Annotated in this window: 13 protein-coding genes; 4 read left to right on the forward strand and 9 right to left on the reverse strand. The window is 58.9% G+C overall.

Annotated elements, in window-relative coordinates; all coding sequences use genetic code 11:
* Nucleotides 1-324: 324 nt before the first annotated feature.
* From G6K99_RS14450 to G6K99_RS14465, 4 genes are read right to left on the reverse strand one after another with little or no spacing between them, the layout of a single operon-like run.
* A complete protein-coding gene (locus G6K99_RS14450; RefSeq protein ID WP_202048831.1) occupies nt 325-1140 on the reverse strand; it encodes an ABC transporter ATP-binding protein in 816 nt (271 codons plus the stop codon).
* A gap of 3 nt (nt 1141-1143) precedes the next feature.
* The gene (locus tag G6K99_RS14455) at nt 1144-2172 is read right to left on the reverse strand and encodes an ABC transporter substrate-binding protein (RefSeq protein WP_113110386.1); all 1029 of its coding nucleotides are present in this window, start codon (nt 2170-2172) and stop codon (nt 1144-1146) included.
* 31 nt (nt 2173-2203) lie between these two features.
* Complete coding sequence (locus G6K99_RS14460; protein WP_113110387.1) at nt 2204-2995, reverse strand: ABC transporter permease; 792 nt, start codon at nt 2993-2995, stop codon at nt 2204-2206.
* Complete coding sequence (locus tag G6K99_RS14465; RefSeq protein WP_174196940.1) at nt 2988-3872, reverse strand: shikimate dehydrogenase; 885 nt, start codon at nt 3870-3872, stop codon at nt 2988-2990. The genes G6K99_RS14460 and G6K99_RS14465 overlap by 8 nt, the downstream gene beginning before the upstream one ends.
* A gap of 247 nt (nt 3873-4119) precedes the next feature.
* Here G6K99_RS14465 and G6K99_RS14470 point away from each other — a divergent pair, with 247 nt between their 5' ends.
* A complete protein-coding gene (locus G6K99_RS14470; protein WP_174196941.1) occupies nt 4120-4872 on the forward strand; it encodes a 3-ketoacyl-ACP reductase in 753 nt (250 codons plus the stop codon).
* A 2-nt stretch (nt 4873-4874) separates the two neighbouring features.
* Here G6K99_RS14470 and G6K99_RS14475 read toward each other — a convergent pair whose 3' ends face one another.
* The 4 genes from G6K99_RS14475 to G6K99_RS14490 form a co-directional block, all read right to left on the reverse strand.
* Nucleotides 4875-5963 (reverse strand): LacI family DNA-binding transcriptional regulator, encoded by a 1089-nt coding sequence (locus G6K99_RS14475; protein WP_174196942.1) that lies wholly within the window; start codon nt 5961-5963, stop codon nt 4875-4877.
* 97 nt (nt 5964-6060) lie between these two features.
* Nucleotides 6061-6897, reverse strand: a complete 837-nt coding sequence (locus G6K99_RS14480) for a fumarylacetoacetate hydrolase family protein (RefSeq protein WP_174196943.1) — start codon at nt 6895-6897, stop codon at nt 6061-6063.
* Between the two features lie 13 nt (nt 6898-6910).
* The gene (locus G6K99_RS14485) at nt 6911-7606 is read right to left on the reverse strand and encodes a DUF4286 family protein (protein ID WP_174196944.1); all 696 of its coding nucleotides are present in this window, start codon (nt 7604-7606) and stop codon (nt 6911-6913) included.
* The gene (locus G6K99_RS14490) at nt 7606-8079 is read right to left on the reverse strand and encodes a MaoC/PaaZ C-terminal domain-containing protein (protein WP_174196945.1); all 474 of its coding nucleotides are present in this window, start codon (nt 8077-8079) and stop codon (nt 7606-7608) included. The genes G6K99_RS14485 and G6K99_RS14490 overlap by 1 nt, the downstream gene beginning before the upstream one ends.
* 151 nt (nt 8080-8230) lie before the next feature.
* Here G6K99_RS14490 and G6K99_RS14495 point away from each other — a divergent pair, with 151 nt between their 5' ends.
* Genes G6K99_RS14495 through denD form a run of 3 tightly spaced genes read left to right on the forward strand, consistent with a single transcriptional unit; the run spans nt 8231 to nt 11639 of the window.
* On the forward strand, nt 8231-9829 hold the full coding sequence (locus G6K99_RS14495) for an acyl CoA:acetate/3-ketoacid CoA transferase (protein ID WP_174196946.1): 1599 nt from the start codon (nt 8231-8233) through the stop codon (nt 9827-9829).
* On the forward strand, nt 9826-10635 hold the full coding sequence (locus G6K99_RS14500; protein WP_174196947.1) for a hydroxypyruvate isomerase family protein: 810 nt from the start codon (nt 9826-9828) through the stop codon (nt 10633-10635). The genes G6K99_RS14495 and G6K99_RS14500 overlap by 4 nt, the downstream gene beginning before the upstream one ends.
* Nucleotides 10636-10670: 35 nt before the next feature.
* The gene (denD, locus tag G6K99_RS14505) at nt 10671-11639 is read left to right on the forward strand and encodes a D-erythronate dehydrogenase (RefSeq protein ID WP_174196948.1); all 969 of its coding nucleotides are present in this window, start codon (nt 10671-10673) and stop codon (nt 11637-11639) included.
* A gap of 746 nt (nt 11640-12385) precedes the next feature.
* On the opposite strand, the gene G6K99_RS14510 is transcribed toward denD, so the two are convergent.
* Entirely contained in the window at nt 12386-12670 is a 285-nt protein-coding gene (locus G6K99_RS14510) for a hypothetical protein (RefSeq protein ID WP_174196949.1), read from the reverse strand.
* Nucleotides 12671-12681 lie beyond the last annotated feature (11 nt).

Raw genomic sequence — 12681 nt, forward strand, 5'->3', positions numbered from 1 at the left:
TCTCGGTGACAACGGATGATTCCTCGGAACAGATTAGACTACTCACGGCCCATAACGGCCATGTCGAGTGCAATTGATTGCTGGGTTAGATGATCTAATGCGAGGATAGCGACCGGGTCCAATTCCCATCAAAGCGTAGGAGGGAGAGATAGCGCGTAGGCGGAGATAATTCCCCCGTACGCCGGATGGGTTCACATCCATTCAAGACCTTGTACTCTGATTTGTGCTGGTGGCATTTCTGCCACCAGCGTTCGCCTGCGAGGAAATTGCAGCGTCTCCGAGGCCAGGCGAAAGAAATCCTACGCTCACGATAATCGATAGCAGTTATCTATGAATGACGCCGAGGCGCGCGAAGTGATCGTAGATGCGCTTGGAGAAGGCCGACAGTTCGGGCTCTTCGCCTAAGGAAACCGGACGTGGGCGGGGAAGGTCGATCTGGATTTCGTCTACGAACTGACCTGGCGACGGAGCCATGACGAGGACGCGGTCGCCCAGCCCGACCGCTTCTTCGACGCTGTGGGTAATGAATAGGACTGTTGGGCGTTCGGCCATCCAGAGCTGTTCAAGATCGTGACGAACCTGCACACGTGTCAGCGCGTCCAGCGCCCCGAACGGCTCGTCCATGAGAAGGACGGAGGGCTTCAACACCAGTGCTCGCGCCAGAGATACTCGCTGGCGCATGCCGCCCGATAGTTGGCTGGGATACCTGTATGCAGCCTTCGTCAGGCCCAGGCGCTCGAAGAGTTCCTCTGCACGCCTCCTGACCGGCGCCAGAGGAAGGCCTCGGATAACGCCCTGGAGAAGGACGTTATCCATAGCCGTTCTAAACTCGAGCAGAAGATGATCCTGGAAAGCGATGCCGACGTCAGTCAATGCTCCTGACAGGGGTTTTTCGTTAATACGGATCTTCCCGCTCGAAGTATCCATGAGGCCGGCCACCATCAGCATCAGCGTGCTCTTCCCGCAACCGCTAGGCCCCACGACGGAAACGAATTCACCCGGCTTGATATCGATCGTCGTCGGTCGGAGCGCTTCGAAAGCACCAAACTTTTTTCCGACTTCCTTGATCTCAATTCGGACGCCGCTGAGTTCGCTGCTTGGGTTTGTTTTCTGTAATGCTTGCATGGCGGACAGCTTCATCTCTTAGGTCAGGGGGCAGGGGCGAAGGTCGGACTCCGGCGGAAGGTAATCATAGGTGTAGTAAGTCGTTGCTTCCTTGTCCGCGGGTAGCATTCCGATCTTTCCAAGGATGCTAACAGTGTCTGCCCATTGTTCAGGTGTTGCCTTCCCAACAAACTTGGCACGGTTGACGCACATCAGGTACTTGGTCGCCTCAAGCTGTGCGGGAGCCTGAGCTTCAGAAGCGTCGGGGAACATTTCCTTCATCGCGGCAACCGCTGCCTTAGGGTCGTCGATGGCCGCGTACCAACCTTTGAGGCTGGCGGCTACGAAAGCCTTTGCCTGTTCCGGGTTCTTCGCGAGGTAGCTTTCCGAAGCAATAATTGACGTCGAAACGGTTGGCGCGCCATTGTCGATGAACGGGAAGTCTGCGGTTTCGGCGCCGAGGTCCTTCAATTGAATCGCGAAGAAATCGATGGAGCCGAGGATGGCATCGACCTGGCCTTGCAGGAGGGCCGCCACCATCGACTCCTTTGGCATGTTGACCTGCTTGATGTCGCTCGCAGTCAGACCATTTGCCGCCAATACCAGCGGGAACATAGCAGCCTGGGAACCGCCATTGGGGATCGCGACTGACTTGCCCTTGAGGTCCTTGACCGCAGCGATACCCTTGCCCTTCAGCGCAGTGATCTGGTTTGGATTGCCCTGCAGAATGGTCGCCAGAATTTTGATCTTTGCGCCTTCGGAAATGAGCTTCATCACCGGCGCGGAATCAGCAAATCCGATTTCTGCCTTGCCGCTAGCAATAAGCTGGGCGGTGATCTGCGAACCGTTGCCGGGTTCGATCTTCACATCCAGACCTGCTGCCTTGTAGTAGCCGTTCTTCGAGGCAAGCTCGTAACCCGCGTTGAAGCCGGCAGCCGGATAGTTGAGCCAGAACGTCAGGGGTGTCTCCTGAGACACTGCGGCCATAGACGAACCTAGCAGGGCCGTGCCGGTCATTGCCGCCAAGGCAATTGATCTAAGCGTCTTTAATAGTCTGTTCGGATTCATCTTCTTCTCCTCCTTGAGTTGATGAAACTAATCAGTCGCGGTTTTGATTTCTCCGCCATGGGGTCATGAAGTATTCGGTGACCTCGACAATGCTGTTCAGAGCCAGTCCGATGATGGTCATGACGAACAGGATTGCGAAGACGAGGGTTGTATTCATCACCCCTGTCGCCTGCAGCAGCAGGTAGCCGAGCCCCTGGTTCGCCCCGACAAATTCAGCGACGATAGCGGCTGTCGCGGCAATGGTAGCCGACGTCTTCAGGCCACCGAAGATCACTGGCAGGGCTGACGGGAAACGCAGATAGCGAAAGGTCTGCCAGGTCGTCGCCCCCATTGACTTGGTGAGGTAAAGATAGCGCTGATCAAGGATCTGAAATCCCGCGATGCTGGCAAGCAAAAGCGGAAAGAAGGTCAGGAGCAGCGTCAGCATCACCTTCGACGTCGGCCCAAAGCCGATCCAGACGACAAACAGCGGCGCGATGGCGATCTTGGGAACGAGTTGGATGAATACCAGAAGCGGATAGAGCATGCGCTTCGCCGTTGGCGACAAGGCGATCAGCAGACCAAGCGGAATTGCTGTCACGACAGACAGGCCAAAGCCGAGCACGATTTCCTGGATCGTTACCAAGGAATGGTTCCACAGGCTCTGCCGTGATGCGATAAGCTCCGGAATGACGGCCTGCGGCGGAGGCAGCAGATATTTGGGAATATCGAATGTCACCACGGCGAGCCACCATAAGATGATCAGGCCGATGAAGACCGAGGACGACATCAGTGCCGAACCCACCCAGCCAGACAGCCTGGAACCTGAACCGTTCTCATTCATGCGTAAACTCTCCCTGAGAAGCCTGGCGCAAATCTGCGTTTCCGTCAGCTAGCGCTTCAAAAGCCTCGATTTTGTTCAAGAAGCGGAGGACGATACCCGTCTGTCCTTCCACCATTGCGGATCCGCTGAGCGTTAAGCATCCAAGAGCGGCGGCCCTGCGGAGAAGCTCTGTGTCGCGGCCTGGCACGATATCGATGACAGCTGTGCGAGCCGTCATCCCGTCGATCGGCATTGGAAGACCATCCGTGTCCTGCAGGCCGACCTGGGTAGCATTGATCAGAAGCGAGATGTCCTTGAGCGGGGAATGGCCCGGCTCGACACTGCAATCCGGATACCGGGTCTTCACGCCGTTGACTAGCGCATCGCGGCGGCCGGCATCCGTGTCGGCAATTGAGATGCTGATAGCCCCTTCGGATGCCAGTGCGTAGGCAATCGCACTCCCGGCGCCACCGGCGCCGATCAGCTGCGCCCGACCACTCTTCGTGACAATTCCGCGTTTCCGAGCACCTTCGATAAGGCCATGGCCATCGAACAATGCGCCAGTCCAATGACCGTCTGCTTCCCGACGCAGCACGTTCACCGCTCCTAAAAGTTCTGCCATAGGCTCGAGAGTTTTTGCGAAAGCCACTGCCCGCTGTTTGTACGGAAAAGTTACGACCACGCCATCGACATTGCGGGTCTCCAGGAGACCTCGCATCACCACGTCGAATGTCTCCGAGGACGCGTGCCACGGAACGAGGACTGCGTTCGCTCCTGCTGCAGCGAGCATGCGGTTGTAATAGATCGGCGACTTCACCTGCGCGATCGGGTCGCCGATAATCGCGATCAGGCGGGTCTCGCCATTAATCTCGGCCCGGCTTGATCTTTCAATAGTCATAGGGCTCTGCCTCCTCCCGGCCTCGCACCTGCCAAGACGCCTCGGCTGAACATTATGTATCCGTTTACATTGTTGGGAAACTATGTCAAGTATGCACGAATGGTGCTGTGTGAAAACATCAGCCCGGAGCGCACGAAAGCACTGATAAATCGGTATTAATCGCTATTTATCACGATAACGCTACGTCTCGCGTCATGATGGAAAGGGAGCTGCATCGAATTCTGATGAAACAGATATGAGGTTTGTAATGTCACAGGGTTACAGTGTTGAAGAGAGGCGACGTGGCGGCATTTTGGTGACCGGAGGGGCGGCGGGGATCGGCTTTGCGACTGCCATCCGGCTGGCGTCCGAAGGTTTCGACGTCACGGTCGCAAGTCTCGAGACGGAAGCAGGTCTTCCACCGGAGATCCGTTATGTTCAGACGGATGTGACCCGCCTCGAGCATCACCAGGCACTCGTCGCATCTATCCAACGACCTGTCGCCCTGGTGAACTGCGCCGGGGTCACATCACTTTCGCGCGCTGACATGCTGGACCTCCCGGCCGAGAGCTTCGACAGGGTTATGGATGTCAATGTCCGCGCGACCTTCTTCCTCACGCAGGCCTTTGCACGCCACACGATGGCCTGTGGGCGTGCTGAGGATTATCGCGCAATCATCTTCGTGGGATCGATCAACAGCGAGGTCGTTGGCGAAAACCGCGCCGACTACTGCATGTCGAAGGCCGCGGTGTCGATGATGTCCAAGCTCTTTGCGGCGCGCCTCGCCGCCGACGGCATCGTGACGCATGAAGTCAGGCCCGGCATCATTCGCACCGGAATGACGGCTCCTGCTCTCGAAAAATACGACAGGCTTATCGAGGAGGGGGGTGTCCCCATGGCGCGCTGGGGCATGCCCGAGGATGTTGCGGCGGCAATCTCCGCTCTGGTCCGCGGAGACTTCCCTTATGCAACCGGAACCGTCACCGAGATCGCCGGCGGATTGCAGCTGCACCGCGTGTGAGGTCAAGCCTGGGGCGAGCGCGGCGGCGCGGTTGAGGCGCGCAGAACCAGTTCCGGCTTGCATTCGAATTGGGTGTCCTCCTCGCGTCCAAGGATCCTTGCGAGGATGTGGCTGGCGGCGCGGGTGCCGATCTGGTCGCTGGGAACACGAACCGTTGAGATCGGGACCGGCAGTTCCGACATGATTTCGATGTCGTCGTAGCCGATGATGGACACATCTCCCGGGATCGACAGGCCCATGGCAAGAGCCTCTAGTTCCGCGCCGACGGCATGGTAGGAATTGCCGCAGATGATGGCTGTGGGCGGGGAGTCCGTGCTCATCATACGCCTAAGAAGTGACTTGGCTTCGCCGATGCTGGAGAGCTCCTTGGCGATCTGGTAAGGCCAGGCGGACAGGCCATGCGCCGACAGTGCGTCGCTGACGCCTGCCAATCGCTCTGCCGCGCGATCATTGTTTGCGACGGACTGCCAGATCACGCCGATCCGCCGATGTCCGAGCTCGATCAGGTAGTTGGTTACGTCGAACAACGCCTTCCTGTTATCCGGACCGATCGACCGTCCATGCGTTGCCTGGTTGTAGACGAAGGTGTTGATGGACGGGACCTTCTGGCGGCTCAATAGCTTTTCCAGTTCCGGCAGATGCTCGTTGCCGACCAGCACGATGCCGTCCACGCCGCGCTCCACGAACTTCCTGACCTGTCGCAACTCCTGCTCCGGGTCGTATTCCGAGCAGGCGAGCAACAGCGTGAAACCTTCTGCCAGAAGTTCGTGTTGAAGGATCGTTGCGGTTCGGGCGAAATCGCCATGGGTGAGTGTTGGAAAGACCGCGCCTACGGCGCCTGATCTGCGGGTCGACAGAGCGCGGGCGGCCGCATCTGGCACCCACCCGAGGTGTTCGATGACCGCTTCGATGCGCAGTCTGAGTTCCTCGGAAACGATATCAGGCTTGTTGATGGCGCGTGAGACGGTGGCAGTCGACACGCCCGCCGCCTTGGCGACATCCCGCAGCCCGACGGACGTCCTGGCAACGATCTCGGTCCCTGTCGGCGTTCCGGTCTTGGAAGTTCGCTTACGCTTCGGGGCTGAGGTCATAGGTTTTTCCGTTTGTGACGACGGGTCGCCGGGAAGAGGTGCTCTTCGCCCTAATCCCGGCAACCGGCCGATGCAAGCGTTTACATGGCTGCTATCATCATATCACGCGCTGCTCCTGAACGCCCAGCTTCTCGACGCCAAGCTTCATCGTGTCGCCGCGCTTGAGGAAGCGAAGCGGAACCATGCCCAGGCCGACGCCCGGAGGCGTGCCTGTCGTGACGATGTCGCCCGGCTCGAGGATCATATACTTGCTGATGTAGGATACCAGCGTCTTGATCGGGAAGATCATGTTGCGGGTCGTGGAGTTCTGCAGCCGTTCGCCGTTGACGTCTAGCCAGAGCGACAGATCCTGCGGATCTCCGACTTCATCCGGGGTGACGACCCAGGGGCCGATCGGGCCGAATGTCGGGCAGCACTTGCCTTTCACCCACTGGCCTTCGCGTTCCAGCTGGTATTCCCGCTCGGAGACGTCGTTGCAGATGAAGTATCCGCCCACATGATCAAGCGCCTCGCTTTCGGAAACATAGGATGCCCGCTTCGAAATCACGAAGGCGATCTCGACCTCCCAGTCGGACTTCGTCGAATCCGGCGGCAGGATGACATCATCGTAGGGACCAACGATGCAGGAACGAGCTTTGTTGAAGAGAATGGGTTCCTTGGGAATTTCCGCATTCGTTTCGGTTGCGTGGTCGGCATAGTTCAGGCCGACGGCAATGAAGTTGCCGACCTGCGCGATGCAGGGTCCGAGCCGAGCACCTTCGGGCGCCAGGGGAAGGGCGGAGATGTCCACCCCTTTCAGACTTTCGGAGAGCCGACCATCGAGGGCGTCGCCGGTGATGTCGGTTACCAGGCTCGACAGGTCACGGATCTTGCCCTGCTCGTCCACCAGTCCCGGCTTTTCCTGACCGCTGTCGCCAAATCTCACAAACTTCATGGTTCTCTCCCGTTTACGTTGAGGTGGTCGTGACCTGGCTGTGTGCCAGGCTGTATTGAAGCGAGTAGATGCCTTGGCGCAGGTCCGCATTGGCGCCCGCAATCGAGAGTTCATCGGAAAGCGGGCCGTCGCTTTCGAGAGCTGCGAGCCTCCCGGCATCAGTGCCTTCGATCAGAAGGATCCAGGCCGCGGTCTCATCTGGGCGGTCGCGCAGGTCTTTCTCGGCGGTCGGCGTGCCACCTGCACTCGTGTCTCCTTCGAGCAGATGAACGCCGACAATGCCGGGTGCCTGCATCAGTCTCGACGCGAGCTCTCCGAGACTGCGTGCGAAGTCTGCTTTCTCGAGGCTTGTCGAAATCTGCAGCGTCATGATGGCCGCGCCATCCCCAAGGCCTTGGGTAAATGCGACCGTGCAGACCGTGCGCGACGTATCGGTGAAATTGCTTACCACGGATCGCGTCCATGCGGTGGGAGCGTTCAGCCTCGCGACATAGGCAGCCGACGACAGCACGGTCGCGTCCTCGGTCTCATAGAAGTTGAAATACTTCGGTTGCCCCGACACTGCCACATAGCGGCGCCCGCGAAGAAAGCCGGGAAGGCCGACCCGTTCGGGGATATGCTCCTGGATATGCCAGGAAACGAATGCGTCCTCCGCTTCCGACTTGATGCCGTTCCAGATGGCAAGGACCGCAGATCCTGAGAGGGCCATCAGGCAGCCTCCGAGGCCGACGCAAGCTTCTTTGTCCAGCGCATGATGTGCTCGCTGACGGCCACCAACTCGTCGTGCTGGTTGAAGACCTCGACCTTGGCGACACTTCTGCCGCGTTCCTTGTCGACGGTAGCGATCGTATAATGCGCAGTGATTGTGTCGCCCAGGACAACCGGCTTGAGGAAGCGGACACGGTCGTATCCGGCCGACACCGGAAAGTCGGTCAGTCCCTCCCGGTGGATGATATGAGCGATGCTGATGGTCGAGACCGTGCTCATGTATCCGACAGTCAAAGCACCATGTGCGATGCGTTTTCCGATCGAGGATTTCTCCTTCATGTACTGATCGTTGACATGGGTATCGCTGAAGTCACCAGTGATCCCGGCAAACAGCACGATATCGGTTTCTCCAACCGTCTTTGCAAACTTAAATACCTGGCCGATATCGACAAAATCCAATCCAGAATTCGCCATCCTGTCATCCTCCTATTACGGTGTTCCGCCTCACTGTCCATCCGATCAACTGCTTGACATAGCCTGATGTCGAAGAATATGTATCCGGTTACATAAGAAATGCTTGGTGGTCAATGGTCGGACTGCTTTCTGGAACGGCCAGGGAGGAAACATGAAACTGATTTCTGCTGAGGAAGCGGCGAAACTCGTGCGGGATGGCGACAGCGTTCTCGTCAGTGGTTCCGGAGGAGGGCATGCCATTCCGGAGCGCGTGCTGGAGGCGATCGAGGCCCGATACCTGGAGACAGGGAGCCCCAAGGCGCTGACCCTCGTGCATATCGTCGGCCTGGGTGACCGGGCGACCAAGGGTGCCGCACGCTTCTGCCACGAGGGAATGCTGCGTCGGTCAATCACCAGCGCGTTGATCGATTCTCCCGTGCTGATAGACCTTGCAGCCGCTGACCGGATCGAATCCTACACGTTGCCGCAGGGCGTGCTGTCCCAATTGATGCGGGAAATGGCGTCGGGCCGTCCGGGGCTCATCACCAAGACGGGTCTCCATACATTCATCGATCCGCGGCAACTCGGCGGCCGTCAGAGCCCCAGTGCAAAGGAAGATCTCGTCGAGCTCATGACGATCGACGGCGAGGAGTATTTGCGCTTCAAGCCCTTTCCGCTCGACATCGTCTTCCTGCGCGGCACCACCGCGGACGAGGATGGCAACATCAGCATGGAGCAGGAGGCGATCTTCGGTGAGATGCTCTCGACGGCACAGGCCGCTCGCCGCAACGGCGGGATTGTCGTGGTTCAGGTCAAGCGCATGGCAACGCGCGGCGCGCTGCCTGCCAAAACCGTCAAGATCCCTGGCATCCTTGTCGACTACGTCGTTGTCGATCCTGATCAGCGCCAGACCTATGCAACTGATTACAATCCGGCCTATTCCGGCGAGCTCAAGGTTCCCCTCCATGCCTTGCGCCGGCTTCCGTTCGATCATCGCAAGATCGTTGCGCGCCGCGCCGCGATGGAAATCGTGCCCGGCGCAATCTGCAATCTTGGGGCAGGTATCTCGACCGGAATTTCGGCCGTTGCGTCCGAAGAGGCAGTCCTTGACCATATCGTGCTGACCAACGAGCAGGGCTTCATCGGAGGTGCTCCGCTGACGGGCCCGGATTCCGGCGCGTCGCAAAACTACGATGCCATCGTCGATCAGCCCTACCAGTTCGACTTCTATGACGGAGGCGGGCTGGATATCGCTTTCCTGTCCTTTGCAGAGGTCGATCCCGGCGGCAACGTCAATATCAGCCGTTTCGGTTCCAAGATCGTCGGTGTCGGCGGCTTCATCAATATAAGTCAAAATGCCAAGCACATGGTGTTCAGCGGAACGTTTACCTCCGGCGGGCTGGAGCTGAAGACCGGGCAAGGAGAACTTGCCATAGCCCAGGAGGGGCGGCACAAGAAATTCGTCAACCGCATAGAGCAGATCTGCTACAATGCCGACTTCGCGAGAAGAGAGGGGCGCACGGCCCTGTTCGTCACGGAGCGCGCGGTGTTTGACGTGCTGGACGGCGGCCTTCAGCTTGTCGAGATAGCACCAGGTATCGATCTCGAGCGTGATATCCTTGCACACATGGCATTCAAGCCGGCCATCTCGCCAGAGCTCCGGCTGATGGACGCACGACTGTTCCGTCCAGAACCGATGAACCTCATAAAAAACATCGAGGCCAATCGGAACAGGCGCGCATCGCACCCGGCGAGGAGGGCCGCGGAATGAGCAAGGACTGTATCGATCTCAGATCAAAGCTGACCGCGAACATCGCGTTCATGTTCGCCGAGATGCCGTTCATCGAACGCATTCCGGCGGCCGCGGCCGCGGGCTTCAGGTTCGTTGAGTGCCACTTTCCCTATGACATCCCCGTGGAACGGCTTGCAGCCGTGCTCGATGCCTCAGGCGTCCTGATGACGGGCATCAATACCGCTCCCGGAAATCTGGAGCGCGGGGAATGGGGGCTTGCTGGGATCAGGGGTCAGGAGGCGCAGTTCCAAGTGGATTTCGACCAGGCTTTGGAATACGCCGTTGCGCTTGGGGCGAGAGCGATCCATGTCATGGCAGGTGTGGTTGGCGATCCGGCTGATCGAGCCGAAGCACTGCGCCTGTACGTGGAGAACCTCCGGCGCGTTGCGAAACTCTCAGACCGGCACGGCATCACGCTTCTCCTGGAACCTTTGAACACGCGCGACAAGCCTGACTACCTTGTCAGCCGCTCGGATGATATCGTCGACATCATCACCGAGATCGCTGAACCCAATGTGAAGCTGCTGATCGATGTCTATCACGTGCAGATCATGGAGGGCGATCTGACCCGGCGCATCAAGCGGCATGCGCCGTTCATCGGCCACGTCCAGCTTGCTTCCGTCCCGGACCGATGGGAGCCGGATCTCGGCGAGGTCAACCTGAGGCACGTCCTCGCGGTGCTCGAAGAGATCGAATACCCGGGCCTGATCGGTCTGGAATACAGACCAAAGAGCGACACAGTCGGCGGGCTGTCGTGGATTGACCGCACGAGTTCCGCGAACTGATCGCCAGACAGAATTAGAGACATGGGAGAAGACCAATGCGCATTGCCATCCTGGGTGCAGCCGGAATGTTGGGCAGACGGCTGACCGAACGCCTTGCGTCGGAGGGAAAGCTTGCCGGACAGGCCATCACCGCATTTACCCTTCACGACATCTATCCGGCGCCACTCGTTTCCGGGAATTTTGAAGTCGAAGTGTTGACTTCTGATTTCTCGGAGGACGGAGAGGCGGAGCGGATTGTGTCGCATCGCCCTGACGTCATCTTCCATCTTGCCGCCGTGGTGTCAGGCGAAGCGGAAGCCGACCTTGACAAGGGCTACCGGGTCAATCTTGAGGGCACCCGCGCGCTGCTCGATGCCGTTCGCACAGTGGGCGGCGGCTACCGTCCGCGCTTCGTGTTCACATCCTCGCTTGCGGTCTTTGGTGCGCCTCTTCCAGACGTCATCTCTGATGACTTTCTCCTGCGTCCACTATCGAGCTATGGCGCGCAGAAGGCGATGGGGGAGCTGCTGGTGGCCGATTATGCCCGGCGCGGGATCATCGATGGCTTGAGCATTCGCCTTCCGACAATATGCGTGCGGCCTGGCAAACCCAACAGGGCTGCATCGAGCTTCTATTCGGGCATCATTCGCGAGCCACTAAATGGGGAAGGAGCCGTCCTTCCGGTGCCGCGCGACATGCGCCACTGGTTCGCGTCGCCGCGAACGGCGATCGGTTTTCTCATCAGAGCTGCCGAAGTTGCAGGCCCGGACCTTGCCGTGCGGACGCTGACGATGCCTGGCGTTTCGGCGACAGTGGAAGACCAGATCGAAGCTCTGCGGAAGGTTGCCGGGGACGAGGCGGTCGCGCTCATCCGCGAGGAACCGGATCCGGCCATTCATGCGATTGTCAGCACCTGGCCTAAGGCCTTCGATGCTCGCACCGCGCTGGATTTTGGCTTTGTCCCGGATACCAGTTTCGAGGAGATCGTGCAGATCTATTGCCGCGATGAACTCAAGCGTGCCTGACATCCAAATCGCAAGAAGGGGAACACCATGCTGCTAGGCGTCATCGCCGACGATTTCACGGGTGCAAGCGATATCGCAAACTTCATTAGCCGGCTCGCTTGCGAAAAAACGGCAGGTCGAAGGTTCAAGTCCGTTCAAGGCGGCCGATTTTACAAGTCTCCGTGCGTTCAGGCCCCCGCAACCAAATCATCATTATCGAAAAACACCCGTAGCGAAAGCTGCGGGTGTTTTGCGTCGGGGATTACTTTACTTGCGAGGCTGGAGCGAAGTCTCCAGCCGTAACCCGCACTTGTGATCCTGTGCACCGAGCCGTCAGACAATGCCGAGTGCCTTCACCTACGAGGCAGGCGTTGTTGGCTTCATGTCCAGGAGTTCGGGGCCCCCCTTTCCCAAAAACCTTGCGGCCGCAACGCTGCAGGGCATTGCCGATGTTGTCCTAGTCTTGCCGGCGCATCTCGGCTTCCGTGAGGACCGCTCCAGCCGCCCGGACGGTCGAGGCTGCGCTCCGGGTGCGGGAGCGTCCGCGAAGGCAAAATCAATGCGGCTCTGCTGTGACAAAATGGAGGCCCGTTCGATCACGTTCAAAAACTCGCGGACATTGCCCGGCCAGGCATATCGCTGCAGGGTCTGAAGGTTGGCGTTCGACAGCGTCAACTCGCGCCGGTGGGCGACGCTCTGCCGTCCCATAAAACGCTGGGCGATGAGGGGAATGTCTTGCCTCAGGTCCCGCAGAGGCACCGACTCGATTAAGAGCACCGCCAGACGGAAGAAGAGGTTTCCCGAAACTCCGGGTTCTGCACGGCCTGCTTCAGATCGAGATCGGCGGCTACGCTAATCCGGAGAATGCCCAGATCGATCTCGACGCTACTGTTCGCAATGATGCCAGACATCAGGTGGGCGGCCAGTTCCGCGAGGACGGCCGCGACTGAATTCGTGCTGCCATCATGCGTCGACTGTCGATGTCGCGACTTGGGATAACGCGTCCGTGATGCCTTGTTGGCAGCAAAGAACACGGTTTGGATAAAACCCATCAGTCGGGAAG

This window comes from Neorhizobium sp. AL 9.2.2 (assembly GCF_013317225.1).
Taxonomy (GTDB): Bacteria; Pseudomonadota; Alphaproteobacteria; order Rhizobiales; family Rhizobiaceae; genus Neorhizobium; species Neorhizobium soli.

Coding starts and splice junctions, on each gene's coding strand:
- G6K99_RS14470 (WP_174196941.1), top strand. CDS start 4,120: ATGTCACAGGGTTACAGTGTTGAAGAGAGGCGACGTGGCGGCATTTTG.
- G6K99_RS14510 (WP_174196949.1), bottom strand. CDS start 12,670: ATGGGTTTTATCCAAACCGTGTTCTTTGCTGCCAACAAGGCATCACGG.
- G6K99_RS14465 (WP_174196940.1), bottom strand. CDS start 3,872: ATGACTATTGAAAGATCAAGCCGGGCCGAGATTAATGGCGAGACCCGC.
- G6K99_RS14450 (WP_202048831.1), bottom strand. CDS start 1,140: ATGAAGCTGTCCGCCATGCAAGCATTACAGAAAACAAACCCAAGCAGC.
- G6K99_RS14460 (WP_113110387.1), bottom strand. CDS start 2,995: ATGAATGAGAACGGTTCAGGTTCCAGGCTGTCTGGCTGGGTGGGTTCG.
- G6K99_RS14500 (WP_174196947.1), top strand. CDS start 9,826: ATGAGCAAGGACTGTATCGATCTCAGATCAAAGCTGACCGCGAACATC.
- G6K99_RS14480 (WP_174196943.1), bottom strand. CDS start 6,897: ATGAAGTTTGTGAGATTTGGCGACAGCGGTCAGGAAAAGCCGGGACTG.
- G6K99_RS14455 (WP_113110386.1), bottom strand. CDS start 2,172: ATGAATCCGAACAGACTATTAAAGACGCTTAGATCAATTGCCTTGGCG.
- denD (WP_174196948.1), top strand. CDS start 10,671: ATGCGCATTGCCATCCTGGGTGCAGCCGGAATGTTGGGCAGACGGCTG.
- G6K99_RS14495 (WP_174196946.1), top strand. CDS start 8,231: ATGAAACTGATTTCTGCTGAGGAAGCGGCGAAACTCGTGCGGGATGGC.
- G6K99_RS14485 (WP_174196944.1), bottom strand. CDS start 7,606: ATGGCCCTCTCAGGATCTGCGGTCCTTGCCATCTGGAACGGCATCAAG.
- G6K99_RS14490 (WP_174196945.1), bottom strand. CDS start 8,079: ATGGCGAATTCTGGATTGGATTTTGTCGATATCGGCCAGGTATTTAAG.
- G6K99_RS14475 (WP_174196942.1), bottom strand. CDS start 5,963: ATGACCTCAGCCCCGAAGCGTAAGCGAACTTCCAAGACCGGAACGCCG.